Source organism: Saccharopolyspora aridisoli, from assembly GCF_004348445.1.
GTDB classification, from domain to species: domain Bacteria; phylum Actinomycetota; class Actinomycetes; order Mycobacteriales; family Pseudonocardiaceae; genus Saccharopolyspora; species Saccharopolyspora aridisoli.
Window position 1 is genome coordinate 36,244 of record NZ_SMKV01000004.1, and the last position, 14,327, is coordinate 50,570.

A 14,327-nucleotide genomic window follows, 5' to 3' on the forward strand; every position below is an offset into this window, starting at 1 on the left:
CCGCTCGTTGCCCATCAGGCCCGGACTCGCCGGCCAGCACCATCAGCGAAGCGCAATTCTCCGGGCAGGTTTTCTACCGGAGGACCTCCCACGCCCCGTGTGGTGACGGCGGACGACGAGATCTCGCGCTTGCAGCCCACGGGAAGCCGATCATGTTCTACAGTGCCCCTTGCTCCGAGCGGTAATCACATGAACACACTGCGCGACGGCACTGGGGGAATTCTGTGAGTGACAACCGGTCTGCGAACATCGTCCGGTTCTGGCGAAGCGTCGAGATGCTCAGTCCGCAAGACGTGCCGAAGAAGAAACCCTACCGCCGCGGTGCCCACGAGCAGATCTTCGACCTGGACGCGGGGGAACTCGCCCCTTGGGAGTCGGGGCACCCGCTCCTCGACGAACCGATCCCGCCTCGGTACACGTGGCAGTTCACCGTCTACGGCGGCCTGTACTCCCGATCGGCCGTTGCCGAGGCGCTGGTGGAGGCGTTCGGGCAGGACACGAGGGAGGAACGACCGAGCGACGGGCGCACCGCCCTGTTCGCGCTCACGATCGACGCCGATGGGTGCCTGATCGAGAACGGCGCGACCCTGTCGGCCTGCGCTTGGACACTGGGGAAGCTGACCTCCTCCAGGCTGGATCCCAACACCCTCGACGGGTTCGACGAGGAGGAGCGGGCATTCGCCGAGGCGATGGACAAGCTGGTGCCGCCGGAACGTCGCTCCTCCACCGACGAGGAACAGAACGGCACGAGGACTTCCGGCCCGTTCGATCGAGTCGTGCGCGCCTTCGGCGACCGCTTGAAGTCCGCGGGCATCGATGCGTGGAGCGCCGGAGCCGAAGCTGCCGGCACGGCTGTCAAAACAGCGACGGAGACCGCGGTGGGCCCGGTTCTCGGCGGTGTCGCCGGTGCCGCTGCGGGGGCCTTCACCGAGAGCGTGCTCGGCCCGAGCGACGCTGAAAACGACGATACTGCTTCCGAGACCACCACCGCGCAACCGAGCGCACCTCGCCTTCTCGTCACCGCCTCGGCACTGCACGATTTCGTCGCCGAGATGGCCGCGGCGCTAGGCGTGCGCGACTCTCTCAACGCCACCGGGGTGCGCGTCCGGTGCCGTGCAATACCGATCCGCGACGACTCCGCCGATCAGGACTTCCTCAACAGCCACATCGCCAACGACCTCAGCCACGTCGCGGACGCGGTGGCCAGGGACGACGTGGGCGCCGCTTTGCGGAACTACCTGACCGACGAGAGCGCGCTCGACACCGCGCGCCGGGTCGACGTCCGGGCGCACCCGGACGCGGTGATCACCGGTGTCGAACCTCAGCACGTCCCGGCCGCGCGGTGGCCCGGCGACCCGGGCAAGCCGCTCGTGCTCAGTCAGCAGTTCGCCGTCAACCGCGTCGTCCGCGAGCTCAAGGACGACGCAGGGCTGTTCTCGGTGAACGGTCCGCCGGGCACGGGCAAGACCACGTTGCTGCGCGACGTGCTCTCCGCGATCGTCCTCGAGCGGGCGGACCGGCTCGCCGAACTCGCGTCCCCGTCGGAGGGTTTCACCGAGCGGCTCGAACTCGTTCCGGTCGGGCCGAAGAAGATCCCCACGCCGGTCTACGGCGTGTCCTGCGCGTTGAGCGGCTTCGAGATCGTCCTCGCCACTGCCACCAACGACGCGGCGAAGAACGTGACCGCTGAGATGCCCGGGATCGACGCCGTGCGCGGATACACCGACGAAGCACTCGACGCCGACTACTTCACCGACCTGGCCTCGCACGTCCTCGACGCCGAGGCGTGGGGGTTGGTCGCGGCAACGCTCGGCAATCTCAAGTACCGCAACACCTTCGCCAAGCGCTTCTGGTGGGGCAACTACAGGACCTCGCAGAACGAGGATTCCCAGGACGCCGACCCATCGGGCGCCGTGGGCATGTATCAGCTGCTCAAGGAAGCCGCCCACGATCCCGACGCGGTCGATGACTGGGACACCGCAGTCGCCGAGTTTCGCCGTGCCCGCGAGGAAGTGGAGCGCCTCGCCGAGGCGCGGCAGCACGCCGCTGACGCGATCACCGCGGAAAGCAAGTGCCGTCGGCGCTGGGATGAGGCCAAGAGGGCGTTCGCCGACGCCGACGCGTTGTGCGCCCTCGTGAGAAAGGACTTGGCCACCAGCGACGCCGAGGTGAGGCGTGCCGACCGGGTGTTCCGCGACGCCGACGACGACTACGAGAGCCACCTCCGCCACCGGCCGGGATTGTGGGTCGCGTTGGCCACGTGGTTCCGGGCACCGCGTGAGTGGCAGGCCAAGCACGAGCGTCTCGAGGAGGCGCGGGATGCAGCCAAGAAGAAGCTCCGCGACACCGAAGGGACGCAGGAAGAACTCCAGCAGCGGCTGAGCGCGAAACTGACCGAGCTGCAGAAGGCGGAGGACGCACGCGCCGCGGTCTCGTACGAGCTCGACCTGGCTCAGGGCCAGGTGACTCAGGCGCGTGACCGATGGCCGGGTCGTGTGCCGATCCCCGATGATTTCTCTGACGACGACGAGTTCCAGAAGTGCGCGCCGTGGTCCGACGAGGAGTACGTCACGGCCCGAAACCGGCTGTTCCTGAAGGCGTTGCGATTGCACCGCGCCTTCATCTTGCACTCCAGCAACCGGATCCGCAGCAACCTGAGCGTCATGACCGAGATCCTGCAGGGCAACGCCAAGCCCTCCTCAGCCGCGAGGTTGGCCGCCTGGCAGTCCTTGTTCCTGGTCGTGCCGATGATCTCGACGACGTTCGCCTCACTGCCTCGCTTGTTCACCGGCCTCGGCCGCGAGAGCCTGGGCTGGCTCCTCGTCGACGAAGCAGGCCAGGCCACCCCCCAGCAGGTGGTCGGCGGTCTGTGGCGCTGCCAACGGGCGGTCGTGGTGGGAGATCCGCAGCAGCTGGAGCCGATCGTGACACTGCCGACCTCAGCACAACACGCGCTGCGCCGTCATCACCAGGTCGACGAGCAATGGACTCCGGAGACGACCTCGGCTCAGGGCGTGGCCGACAGGCTCACCCGTCACGGGACCGCGCTGCAGCTCCAGGACAGCGACGAGCAGGTCTGGGTAGGCGCTCCGCTGCGCGTCCACCGACGTTGCGACCGGCCGATGTTCGAAGTGTCAAACGACATCGCCTACGGTGGAACGCTCATGGTTTACGGAACCCAGCACACTGGCCAGTTCCCGGACGAGAACCGCTGGATCGACGTCCGAAGTCAGATCTCCACCGGCCATTGGGTTGGCGATGAGGGAAACGCGCTTACCGCTCTCTTCGAGCAACTGGTGGCGCAGGAAGTCAACCTGGATGACGTCCGGGTGATCAGCCCGTTCCGCGACGTCGTCAGAGGAGCCAAGAGCCGGCTCAGCGCGCACGTCGGCTCTGAGTTCGCGAAGCGCAACGTGGGGACCGTGCACACCGTGCAGGGCAAGGAATCCGACGTCATCGTCCTCGTGCTGGGGAGCGCCCCGAAGAGTTCCGGCGCGCGGCAGTGGGCGGCCGAACGCCCGAACCTGCTCAACGTAGCGGTCTCCAGGGCCAAACGACGGTTTTACGTCGTCGGCAATCGACAGCTCTGGAAGGATCTCCGCTTCTTCGATCGGCTCGCGGCATCGCTCCCCGCTCACGAGTGGCGGTGAGGCGCTCGCGCACAGGTGGCGTCGCCGCGGCCGCTTGATCGAAACATCTGACACCAGCACGAGGGAGATCAAGGCGAGCATGGGATCAGCCAGGTTACGTGTGTTCGAGTACGAGGCGACCGGCAGTCGGTCCCCGAAGTTGAAGGGGACTCCTACACAGGTCGGCAAAGATTTCCTGATCCCGGTGAACCTCGCCTCAGTGATCAAGACAAACGCCCTGGCCACCCCGCTGAAGAGCGCCAAACTCGACTACCGGACAAGGCGAAGCGAGCTTCAACTGTTGACCTCGTTCCTTGCGGACGAGGCCAACGCGATCAGACTCCGCAGGACCGAGTTCAGTTCGAGCGCACACCACATCCAACGTTTCGTCAGCGAGTCCGGCGGGCTTGGCGTGCTCACCGCAGTAGTCCAAGCATGCTGGAATTGGAGTACGGGACACGGCCCCGTCCACAACGTCGACGTGATCAATGGAGCGCTGGCAAAGCAGTACAGGAGCGGGAACGGATCGCGGCCAGACCTGCTGTTCGACTTCGGCTTGAAACGCATGCTCGCGGGCGAAGCACGGGGCCGATCGAACAACCCGCATCGCTTGGTCACCTCGAAGCAGTACCAACGACTCGAAAGCTTGCTGCCCTGGAGCGCAAGCACCGGCACCCCGCTGTTGATGACCTGGGCATATTTCACCGACAATGAAACCGTTGTCGATCTCTTCGTGCCACGTGATCCGGGAGGGCGCGCCTTCACGCCGTTCACATCCGAGACGTGGTCGGGAACAACGAATCCCAACGTGAACAGCCTGTCATCGTTCCTCACACCGTGGTGGCCGGAGGAGTCGAACGAAGTCCGTCATCGTAACAGCGGACCGGAGGGCACCTTCACCATGGCGGCTCAGGAGCTACACCGGCTTGAATCCGAGCTCTTCCACTCAGCCGAAGAGGAAGACTCGGTCGGGTTTGCGGGGCGGGACCTACGGGGAGGCTGGGTGCCCACTGACCTGTTTCGCCGCGGACCGGGAAGGCTATTCCTGGGAGTGCTCAACGAGCAGCTCAGGCCCTCGGAGACCGCAGACATCATGCCCGAAATGCAAACCCGCTACGAACGTTACAGCGACGGATGGTTGGCCACCCGCCCCACCGTCGCTATCGGCGGCCGCATTGTCGTCGTCCACGACCCGTACGGAGCAACCGGCTGGGATCTTCTTCGGCTGTAGACGCGCGGCCACGGCATGGCCGCCGGCACCAGTGCACCGATTGAGATCGTGCAGCCGGTTCAGGGACACATCGGGACACCCAGCAACACCCGTCCCACCACGCACCCAACCCCTGTTCCTGCAGTTCAGAAGACCCGACGACCTGTCCCGTCCGGGTGTCCCAGATGGACTAGAGCTGGGACACCCGGGACAGCAAAAAGCCCCCTGCTTCAAGCTGTTTCGGGAAGCTGAAGCCGTGTGGTTAGTGCGCAAGTCGCCCCTCGGACACAGCATCAACCCCAGGTCAAGTTTTTGACCTGGGGTAATTGTTGCGCGTGTTGTAGATCATATGATGCATTGGCACGGGTGCTTCCCCACGGCGCGCATCGAACCGCGCTTCCTCCGCAATCCCAGCCCAGCTCACTGAATCGGTGCGAATGCGATCGCCGACGATGCCAGAAACACCGCAACACCGATGCGACTCGATCTGCTCGCCGTCCACCGAGGAGACCTCGGCGGTAGCGCGATCGGGGACAGCACCGCCGCGAGCCTGCTCAGCTCCGGATCGGGCCGTCGGCCTGCGCAGGGGCCGTCATCGCCCAGCGGATCGCGCCCACGATGCCGTGCCCGCCGAGGCGGACCGCCGTCGCCTCGGTGACCGGTAGGTAGGGCAGGCGCAGCGGCCACCGCGCCCACAGGGGCAGTTCTGCCACCGCCGCGGAGGCCAGGAAGGCGTAGGGGACCCGGGCGACCACCGGCACCGGCGGATCGAGCAACAGGAAACGAGCGGCCGCCCGAGCTTCGGGCGTGCCCTGCAGTTCCGGTCGGTAGGCCACGAGCCGTGCGGCCAGCTCGGCGCGGTCGCGCGGTGGATCGACGACGCCGAGTGCGGTGCCGATGCGCGCCATGTCGTCGATGTAGGCGTCGCAGGCGTCGTCGTCCAGCGGCACCGCTCCGTAGTGCTGGTGGCATCGCAGGAAGCTGTCCACCTCGGCGACGTGGACCCAGCCCAGCAGGTGCGGGTCGCTGGCGCGGTAGGTCCGCCCATCGCGGATCGAGCCGCGCACCTTCTGGTGCACGCGGCGCACGGTGGCCACCGCGTCCTGCGCGTCGGAGGCGGTGCCGAAGGTCGTCACCGCGAGGAAGGTGCTCGTGCGTTGCAGGCGCCCCCACGGATCTCCCCGGTACCCGGAGTGCGCGGCCACGGCCGCCATGGCCAGCGGGTGCAGCGATTGCAGCAGCAGCGCCCGCAGCCCGCCGACGAACATGGCGGCATCGGCGTGCACCCGGCGGATCGGCCGGTCCTCGGAGAACCAGCGCGGGCCCGGCAGGCCGTGGATGCGGGCCCGCTTGGCCGGACCGTCGGAGCCGGCGACGCGTTCGAACAGCGCGGCTCCCCAACGCTGCCGCAGCAACGTCAGCGGACCCAGCACCTTCTCCGACGTCACGGAACCAGCATGGACCTCCCACCGGCCTGGAGGCCAGGGGCGCGAGCGGATCGGGGTTGGCGACCCAGCAGGCCGACGGCTCAGGGCGTGAGGACGAAGCCGCTCCTCGGGTGTGCGGGGATCCTGCGCAGCGAGATCGTGAGGTCTTGCTGCGGGACCTGGTAGTCCAACCGCGCCAGCCGCACCGACAAGGTCGCCAGGATCGCCACCGCGGTCGGCTCGCCCGGGCAGCGATGATGGGTCGTGGGATCGCCCGCTCCCTGGTACGAGTTCGAACGGCCCGATGTCGCGGCCGGGCGAACCGGTCGGGCCGGAACGCGAACGGCTCCTCCCACAGCTCCAGGTCGTGGTTGTGCCTCCACAGGTCGAGCAGGACCATCGCGCCCTTCGGGATCGGTTCGCCGCGCCATGCCAGGTCCTGCACCGCGATCTCACCGATGAACGGTGCGAACGGGTAGAAACGACGGACCTCGTGCGCGAAGGACTCGGCGAACTCGTCGTCGCCGTGGGCCAGCCGCTAGCGGTGGTGCGGCCAGCGGTGCAGAGCGTGCGCGGCATGGGTGACGAACCAGCTCACCGCTGCGGCCGGGCGGATGATGTTGAGCAGCTCGACGTCGGCGAGCTGGGGCGTCAGCTCCCGCCCGTCGGCGTCGCGATGGCGCGATGCCACGTCGAGCGCGGACTGGAAGACGCCTCGATCCGGCCGGACCGGACCGCGTTGACCAGCCCGCTCAACCAGGCTTCGCGGCGGCCGCGCGCCCGACGCGCCCGCCAATGCCGGGGCCCAGGCGTGGCGAAGCCGTCCACCATCGCGATCGCGGGGTGTGGGTCCGTCGATCTGAGGCGAATCAGATCAGAGCGGACCGGCTGCCCCAAGGACGCCTTTCGGCGTCGCTGGGCGATGTGCTGCGCACACCCCTGCACCAGCCACCCCGTCCTGATCACGCGGTCGCAGATCGACACCCCCACACCACGCACCCAGCACCCCTGGTGCTTGAGGCCAGGGGATGTCGACGTCGGTACTGGATTCCGCTAGAGGAGGAGGCCGTTGTGGCTGGAGAAACCGAAATCACCCTCGCCGGCAACCTGACCGCCAACCCCGAGCTCAAGTTCACCAACTCGGGCGCGGCGGTCGCGAACTTCACCATCGCCAACAACCCGCGGTTCTTCGATCGGCACAGCGGGGAGTGGAAGGACGGCGAGTCGCTGTTCCTGCGCTGCAACGCCTGGCGACAGCTGGGCGACCACGTCGCCGAAAGCCTCACCAAGGGCACCCGCGTGATCGTGCAGGGCCGGTTGAAGCAGCGCAGCTTCGAAACCCGCGAGGGCGACAGCGCACCGTCTCCGAGCTCGACGTCACCGAGATCGGCCCAGCGCTGCGCTACGCCACCGCCACCGTCCGCAAGGCCACCCGCAACACCACCGACGAGCCCCCGGCCGACGACCCGTGGGGCGCCCCGCCCGCCGACACCGGCGCCGACGACGCGCCCTTCTGATCACCATCCCAGCGGGGTGGGTGCCGTCCAACCACGGACGGCGCCCGCCCTCACTTTTGGTCTCACCGTTGCCTGATACCGCACCACACAGCTGAAGGAGGAAAGTCCGTCATGACCCAGCACCCCGATGCCGCTACCTGGCACGCCACCCCGCAGACCGACCCCGATGGGACACACCCACGCCCGAGACGATGCCCGCAATCCTGCTCACCGCCGAGGGCGCCGGCATCATCGAGATTCCCCCGCCACCAGCCCCAAGCGGACATCCGCCAGCGGGTCGGCGACCCGCTCATCGAACGCGTCCGCTACACGCTGGACATGCTCATCTGGGTCGGGGAGAACAGCCAGCACACCGGCGAGTTCAACTCCGGTGCCACCTGGCTCATCACCCAAGTGCTCGACAACATCGCCACCGGCGACTACGCGACCAGCGACCGTGCCCGCAACTACACGCAGGGCCTGCTCAACATTCCCGGCTTCGTCCCGGCGATCCACGGACACGCCGTGATCACCGGCGCCACCGACGACGGCGACCCGGCCCACTCAGCGAATCCTTCACCCACTGGTTCGAAAACACCGTCCCCCAACCCGTCCTGCACCTGGAGCAACTCGCCCTGGCCGCCGTCCTCGACGAGCGCGGGCTCGACGCCGCTGCCATCCTCGATCGACCCGAGATGTTCGGCTCGCACTGACCAGCCGACAGCGGATTCGCAACATAGGCGCCCTTCCACCCCGCTCGTCTGCGGGGCGGAAGGGTTCACGGCCGGGTCACCACATCGACAGGTCGCCGGAGGTGGTGGTCTCCGACACCGCGTCGAAGCGCCGGACCGTGCGCTGCGCGCCGAACCGCGGCCAGCCGGGATCGCCGGTGGTCGCGAAAGACACCCACGCCCCGTGCATCTCCGTCGCCAACACCGCCGGCGGTTCACCCGCACCTAGCAGCGCCTGCGGTCCCTGCAACATCGGGAGGTCGAGCAGGTCGAAAACGAACGGGAGCTCGACCGAATGCGCCGCGCCGAGCCGACCACCCACAGCGGTGGAACGCCAGGCGAACTCGTAGACGTGCGCGTTGCCGTGGGCTTCGGCCAGCTTGCGGCCACCGGCGGTGAACATGGCGTCACCGAGGATCGCGGCCCGCAGCTGCCCGTGACCGGCACCCGGGCGCTGCGCCCGGTAGGCCGCGACGAGCGCGTCCGGGTCCCGGTGCACGCGTGCGGCCAGATCCCGCACGTCCTCGGCGGTCGACGTCGCCAGGTCGCCCTGCGGAGCGAGGTAGAGGTTGCCCTCCTCGGCGTTGGACCCCACCAGCAGGTCCACCTCGGCCACGTCGCTCTCGGCCGGCTGGCGCTCCAGCACCACGTCGAACGGGGTGAGACCGACCAGCGGGTCGAACTCACCCTCTGTGTGCAGGTTCAGGCCGGTGAGCCCGGGCATGACATCGACGAGCCGCTCATCGGGGACCGCGCTGAAACCCGCTGCCGTCGGTTCGACGCCGAGCGCGGAGGCCGCTGCGCGGGTCACCACCGCAGCCTGGTTGGGCGAGAACGCGCCGGTCCCGCTGCCGCTCTGCACGATCGCGCGGCGGAACAGCCCGGTGGCCTCGTCAGTGGCCAGCAGCGCCGCGACGAGCGTGGCACCGGCGGACTGGCCGACCAACGTGACATTGCCTGAGTCACCCCCGAAGGCTTCGGCGTTGTCCTGCACCCACCGCAAAGCGGCGATGACATCAAGCAGGCCCCGATTGCGCGGCGCCCCGGGCACATCCAGGAATCCCGGGATTCCCAGCCGGTAGTTGAGCGTCACCAGGACCACGCCGTCGCGGGCGAAGGCGGTGCCGTCGTAGAGCGGTGAGCGGTTCGAGCCGGAGACGAACCCGCCGCCGTGCACGAACACCATCACCGGGCGGCGCTCAGCGTGCTGCGGTGACCAGACGTTGACCGTGAGGAAGTCCTCGCCGCGGACCCAGCCGGGCCCGAAGAACGGCGACATGTCCAGGGTGGCGAACCCGTCCCGGCGCGGTTGCGGCGCGGTGGGCCCGGGCCGGGTCGCGTCGCGAACCCCCGGCCAGCCGCGATGCGGTTCCGGAGCTGCGAACCGGCCGCTGCCGCGCGGCGGCGCGGCGTACGGGATGTCCAGGAAGCGCCGCACACCGCCGCTGGTGCTGCCGCGGACCGCTCCCCCGGTGGTGGTCACGGTGAAATCGGACATCGGGTGCTCCTGTCAGATCCGGTCGAACGGTGCCCACGCCTTGATGGCGAACTTCTCGCCATCGCGCACGACTTCGGCGCCGCCGTGCCCGCCGAGGTGCGCGGGCAGCACCAGGGTGTTGGTGTCAGCGGCCTGGCTCAGCAGCCGGCGGCGGGTGGACCGGGCCGCGACCGGGTTCTCGCAGAAGCAGCTGTTGGCGTCGGGCTCGACGAATTGCGCAGCGGTGTGCAGCAAATCTCCGACCAGCAGCGCCCGGTCGGTGCCGGACTCCACGCTCAGCACGGAGGATCCAGGGGTGTGCCCCGGTGCGAGGAACAGGCGCAGGTCGTCGTCGATGACGTGCTCGTCCTCCCACAGCAGGGTCTGCCCGGCTTGGAACACCGGGGCGACGCTGTCGGCGAAGACGTTCTCGCTGCCGCTGCCCAGTGCGGGGTCGTGACCGTCGGCGGGGTTCCAGAAGTCGAAGTCCGCGCGCGGCACCAGGTAGGTGGCGTTGGGGAAGGTGGGCACCCAGTTTCCGTCCTGCAGCCGGGTGTTCCAACCGACGTGGTCGACGTGCAGATGGGTGTTGACCACCAGGTCGACGTCCTCGGGCTGGACCCCGGCGCGCGCGAGGTTGCCGAGGAAGTCGGTCTCGAGGCCGTGCCACACCGGCGCGTTCGGCCGCTGCTTGTGGTTGCCGACACCGGTGTCGACCAGGATCGTCTTTCCACCGCTGCGCAGCAGCCAGGTCTGGATGGCGCACACGCACACGTTCGCGGCGGGCTCGATGAAGTCCGGGACCAGCCACGGCTCGTGGACCCGCCAGCTCTGCTCCGGCACGTCGGGGAAGAAGTCCGCGGGCGACATCTCGACCGATCCGTAGTACTCGACGACTCGGGTGATCGTGACATCACCCAGCGCGATCTCTCGCATGGTTGCTCCGGGAAGTTCTCGATGAACGGGTCTCGCCCAATCTGCGCGTCGGAGCGACCGGTGAACCAGCCTCGGCCGTGCCTACCACTGACAGGGTCAGGCTCGTCGTCGGCGTCGAGGGCATAGTGGGGGCATGGGCAGTTCCGGACACCTCGGCGAGTTCCTGCGATCCCGGCGGGCGCGCCTGCAACCCGCAGATGTCGGGCTGATCACCCCGCCCGGACACCGCCGAGTCGCCGGACTGCGGCGCGAGGAGCTCGCCCAGCTGGCCGGCGTCAGCGTCTCGTACTACACGAGGCTCGAGCAGAACCACTCGGTCAACGCCTCCGACGGAGTGCTCGACGCGCTGGCCACGGCACTGCGCCTGGACGACCACGAGCGCGCTCACCTGCGCGAACTCGCCGCCTCGCGCCCGCGCCAACGCAAGCGCCCACCGGTCGAGCGCGTCAACGGACTCACCCGCGAGCTGCTGCGGTCGCTGGAAGGTGTGCCCGCGCTGGTCGTCGGGCGGCGCACCGACGTGCTGGCGTGGAACCCTCTTGGTCATGCGCTGCTGGCCGGGCACATCGACCCGATGGCACCAGAGCGACCGGGCGATCGCCCGAACCTGGTCCGGATGCTGTTCCTGGACCCGCACACCCGCGAGCTCTACCTGGACTGGGACCGCAAAGCACGTGGTCTGGTGGCCAGCCTCCGGCTGAGGGCGGGCCGGCACCCCGACGACGCATTGCTGGCCTCGCTGGTCGGCGAGCTGTCCGTGAAGTGCCCGGAGTTCGTCGCGATGTGGGGCGACCACCGCGTCAAACCCTGCGAAGGCGACTCCTTCCGGCTGCACCACCCGCTGGTCGGCAAGCTCACCATCACCCAGCAGAGCCTCCAGCTCAACCACTCACCGGAACAGTCCATCGTCGTGGTCACCACCGAAGAGGCATCCGGTTCCGCAGACACCCTAGAACTGCTGCGCCAGCTCGTTCCGGCGGACCGCCGCGGGAAAGCCAGTGACGCACAGCCGATTCCCGCTCGCGACGCAGCCGACGCCTGACAAGACACCCGCGAACCACCCTCCCGGACTGTTCTCCGATATGGGGGACACCTAGAGCCGAGCAGAGGCTCGGGTCGGCAGGCCACCGACGCCCGCCTCCCGCGCCCCGCGGTCGGGCACCGCTTCCCCGGCGCCCGGCCGCCGGTCCTCACCCTCCGCCCGGCCTTACCCAGCATTCGGGTCCAGACTCGCTGCCTGCGGTAGCACCGGGGCCCGACGACGTATCCGGCAGGCCGGCATCCGGAGGCCCTGCGTTCTCGCCATCCCTTGCAGGCCCATGCTCGCCAGCCGTCTTTCCGTTCGCTGGACCACCGGGGGTTTCGGACTTGCGGCCATGCTCCGATCAGGTGCGTCTGCGTTCCAGGTGTGGTGCGCGTGTAAATCTTGTCCATACCGTGGCGGGGCGGCGCATCCACGGCCGCGTTCAGATGCTCACCGAGACCATGGAGGGATGCTTTATGGGTGCTGTTAACGGCGATATGGCGGTAGCGCAGCAGCCGGAAGGCACGCTGCTGACGGCCACCGAGGAAGCACTCGCCGCCGAGTTGGAGACGACCACGACGAACTCGGCACCCGAGGACGCGTAAGCGGTGCCGTCTGGTGGGGAGCTCGGCGGCGCTCGCCGGCTCTGGCCGGCTGGGGCGCCGTCGGAGTTCTCCGCACCGGCCCTCGGCGGTGCTGGGCCAGCGACCGCGGCCATCGAGCAGGCTGCCCTGAGCTTGGGCCTGCGGCCGCGCTGGCGACTGTGGGCGGGGTCTGTGTCGCTGGCGGAATGTGATCTGCTCGATGAGGCCGGAGCTCCCGCTTCGGGGGCCCGTGGCCTCGGCAAGGGGCGAGACCAGGCCGAAGCTCGCCTTTATGCACTGGGCGAGGCACTGGAGCGGTTCCTCACGGGTCCGACGAGCCTGGACAGTGCGGCCGTGCGTTTCATCGCCGCCGAAGAGCTCGCCGACGGCGTGCTGGCTCAAGAAGCGAGCGCGCCACTGCTCAGGCAGCTCACCGGCAGCGCAATCGCGTGCTGTGCATACCAGGCACTTCACACGGGCCAGGACGACGCGACAATCCCGCTCTACCTGGGCGCCCCGTGGTATGCGGGTCAGGACGGACACGTTTACCGGGACCGCGTCGGCGACCGCGCCGATTACCAGGGGCTGTCCCGTTACTCCGTGCAGTCCGGTTATGGCCTCGCACCTACCCAGGACGAGGCCACTGTTCATGCCTTACTGGAGACGGTGGAACGTGACGCTTGCTCACTTCTGACTCTCCGCACCTTCATATCGGGTCGACAGCCCACCGTCATCGACCCGCACACCCTGCCGGAAGACCTCGCCCTGCTTCATACCCAAGCCCAGCGTGAACTCGACGCCACCGTCCATCTCATTAACGCCACAACCGACCTGGGTATCCCCACCGTCCTCGCCTACTGCACCCCCGGTGATGGCACCCCCTATCGCCGCGGCCAAGCTGCCGCGCTCGCCACACGCGACGCCGTCACCGGCGCGATCACCGAGCCCCTCGAATTCCAACTGCCCCGTGCAGCGCCCCCGCCCATTGCCCTGACTCCGCTGAAGCCCTATCCGGCATTGCACCGCTGCGCCCGCTTCGACCTCACCGACGCCTTGCAACAGACGCACACCACAGCGTTCCTCGACCGACCCTCACCCGAAGCCCCTCGTGCGCAATTAGACGAACTTCTCGCCCGTCTGGCCGCAGCAGGGTTCACCGCCTACCGCCGTCACGTAGCTGTACTGCCAGGCGAGGTGAGCGCTGTGCACACCGTGGTACCAGGCCTGGAACGGTTTTTTGCCGTAGTCAAAGGGGCGCTCATTCTTCCCAGCCCCCGCGGCCGAACGTGCTGTGACGCTCGGCGATGACGGCCCGTCCGTCGACTCGCCTTCCAAGTACCTCGACCCCATCCACGCGCGAACCGGCTGATTCGAGAGCGGTTTCAGCAGCCCTTTACAGTCGTGGGTGGCAATCTCGTCCCGGTACGGGGACGGCAAAGTCAGCCAACGTCCTCGTCAAAATGCCGATCACCGTGACCCCAGACCGGTGGGTGTACTGCTTGACGAGGTCACCGGGCGTGCCGCCGGGCATGAACGGCGTGTTCCGGCCAGCACTCCCCTGATGGGACTGTGGTTCTGCGGTCGATCGAGAACAGGACTGCCCTGAGCGAACGGCAGAAGTCCTCGCCGGAGTTCCGTGCCAGCGAGTTCGACCTACCCCGGTCTCGCCGGTACCGCGGTGCGCTCGAGAAACGAGGCTTCACCAGGCGGTTCAGCCTGTCCAAGCCGTTCTGCTCGTCGTGGCTACGGTGGTCGGTGCCATTGAGGGCAAGGTACCGCAGGGCGGCGAACTCGCACTCGATCCAGTTCGACC

At 68.2% G+C, this 14,327-nt stretch carries 12 protein-coding genes and 2 pseudogenes; 6 read left to right on the plus strand and 8 right to left on the minus strand.

Annotated features, from left to right (window positions below):
* Nucleotides 1-275: 275 nt before the first annotated feature.
* Nucleotides 276-3,650 (plus strand): DEAD/DEAH box helicase, encoded by a 3,375-nt coding sequence (locus E1161_RS04275; protein ID WP_132619796.1) that lies wholly within the window; start codon nucleotides 276-278, stop codon nucleotides 3,648-3,650.
* Between the two features lie 100 nt (nucleotides 3,651-3,750).
* Nucleotides 3,751-4,860, plus strand: coding sequence for a hypothetical protein (locus E1161_RS04280; protein WP_132619798.1), 1,110 nt, complete (start codon nucleotides 3,751-3,753; stop codon nucleotides 4,858-4,860).
* Between the two features lie 283 nt (nucleotides 4,861-5,143).
* Here the strand turns inward: E1161_RS04280 and E1161_RS04285 are convergent, their stop codons facing one another.
* From E1161_RS04285 to E1161_RS27530, 5 genes and pseudogenes are all read right to left on the minus strand, one after another.
* Entirely contained in the window at nucleotides 5,144-5,341 is a 198-nt protein-coding gene (locus E1161_RS04285; protein ID WP_132619800.1) for a hypothetical protein, read from the minus strand.
* A 52-nt stretch (nucleotides 5,342-5,393) separates the two neighbouring features.
* Nucleotides 5,394-6,287 (minus strand): oxygenase MpaB family protein, encoded by an 894-nt coding sequence (locus E1161_RS04290; protein WP_132619802.1) that lies wholly within the window; start codon nucleotides 6,285-6,287, stop codon nucleotides 5,394-5,396.
* An 80-nt stretch (nucleotides 6,288-6,367) separates the two neighbouring features.
* Nucleotides 6,368-6,496 carry a hypothetical protein gene (locus tag E1161_RS28295; RefSeq protein ID WP_268951365.1) on the minus strand — a complete coding sequence of 43 codons (129 nt, stop codon included), beginning with the start codon at nucleotides 6,494-6,496 and terminating at the stop codon, nucleotides 6,368-6,370.
* Nucleotides 6,497-6,630: 134 nt separating this feature from the next.
* Nucleotides 6,631-6,801: pseudogene (locus tag E1161_RS28620) on the minus strand (cytochrome P450); the annotation flags it as partial.
* A gap of 3 nt (nucleotides 6,802-6,804) precedes the next feature.
* Nucleotides 6,805-6,957 carry a hypothetical protein gene (locus tag E1161_RS27530; protein WP_207920091.1) on the minus strand — a complete coding sequence of 51 codons (153 nt, stop codon included), beginning with the start codon at nucleotides 6,955-6,957 and terminating at the stop codon, nucleotides 6,805-6,807.
* Between the two features lie 380 nt (nucleotides 6,958-7,337).
* On the opposite strand from E1161_RS27530, the pseudogene E1161_RS04300 reads away from it, so the two are divergent.
* Nucleotides 7,338-7,783 (plus strand): annotated as a pseudogene (locus tag E1161_RS04300) (single-stranded DNA-binding protein).
* 228 nt (nucleotides 7,784-8,011) lie between these two features.
* Here the strand turns inward: E1161_RS04300 and E1161_RS04305 are convergent.
* The 3 genes from E1161_RS04305 to E1161_RS04315 form a co-directional block, all read right to left on the minus strand.
* Nucleotides 8,012-8,326 (minus strand): hypothetical protein, encoded by a 315-nt coding sequence (locus E1161_RS04305; RefSeq protein ID WP_132619804.1) that lies wholly within the window; start codon nucleotides 8,324-8,326, stop codon nucleotides 8,012-8,014.
* A 225-nt stretch (nucleotides 8,327-8,551) separates the two neighbouring features.
* A complete protein-coding gene (locus tag E1161_RS04310; RefSeq protein WP_132619806.1) occupies nucleotides 8,552-9,991 on the minus strand; it encodes a carboxylesterase/lipase family protein in 1,440 nt (479 codons plus the stop codon).
* A gap of 12 nt (nucleotides 9,992-10,003) precedes the next feature.
* Nucleotides 10,004-10,906, minus strand: coding sequence for an MBL fold metallo-hydrolase (locus E1161_RS04315; RefSeq protein ID WP_132619808.1), 903 nt, complete (start codon nucleotides 10,904-10,906; stop codon nucleotides 10,004-10,006).
* A 133-nt stretch (nucleotides 10,907-11,039) separates the two neighbouring features.
* Here E1161_RS04315 and E1161_RS04320 point away from each other — a divergent pair, with 133 nt between their 5' ends.
* The 3 genes from E1161_RS04320 (at nucleotide 11,040) to E1161_RS04325 (ending at nucleotide 13,822) form a co-directional block, all read left to right on the plus strand.
* Nucleotides 11,040-11,948, plus strand: a complete 909-nt coding sequence (locus E1161_RS04320; protein WP_132619810.1) for a helix-turn-helix transcriptional regulator — start codon at nucleotides 11,040-11,042, stop codon at nucleotides 11,946-11,948.
* Nucleotides 11,949-12,406: 458 nt separating this feature from the next.
* Entirely contained in the window at nucleotides 12,407-12,535 is a 129-nt protein-coding gene (locus E1161_RS28300) for a hypothetical protein (RefSeq protein WP_268951366.1), read from the plus strand.
* A gap of 171 nt (nucleotides 12,536-12,706) precedes the next feature.
* Nucleotides 12,707-13,822: a YcaO-like family protein gene (locus E1161_RS04325; protein WP_235874773.1), complete on the plus strand. Its 1,116-nt coding sequence runs from the start codon at nucleotides 12,707-12,709 to the stop codon at nucleotides 13,820-13,822.
* The last annotated feature ends 505 nt before the right edge of the window (nucleotides 13,823-14,327 follow it).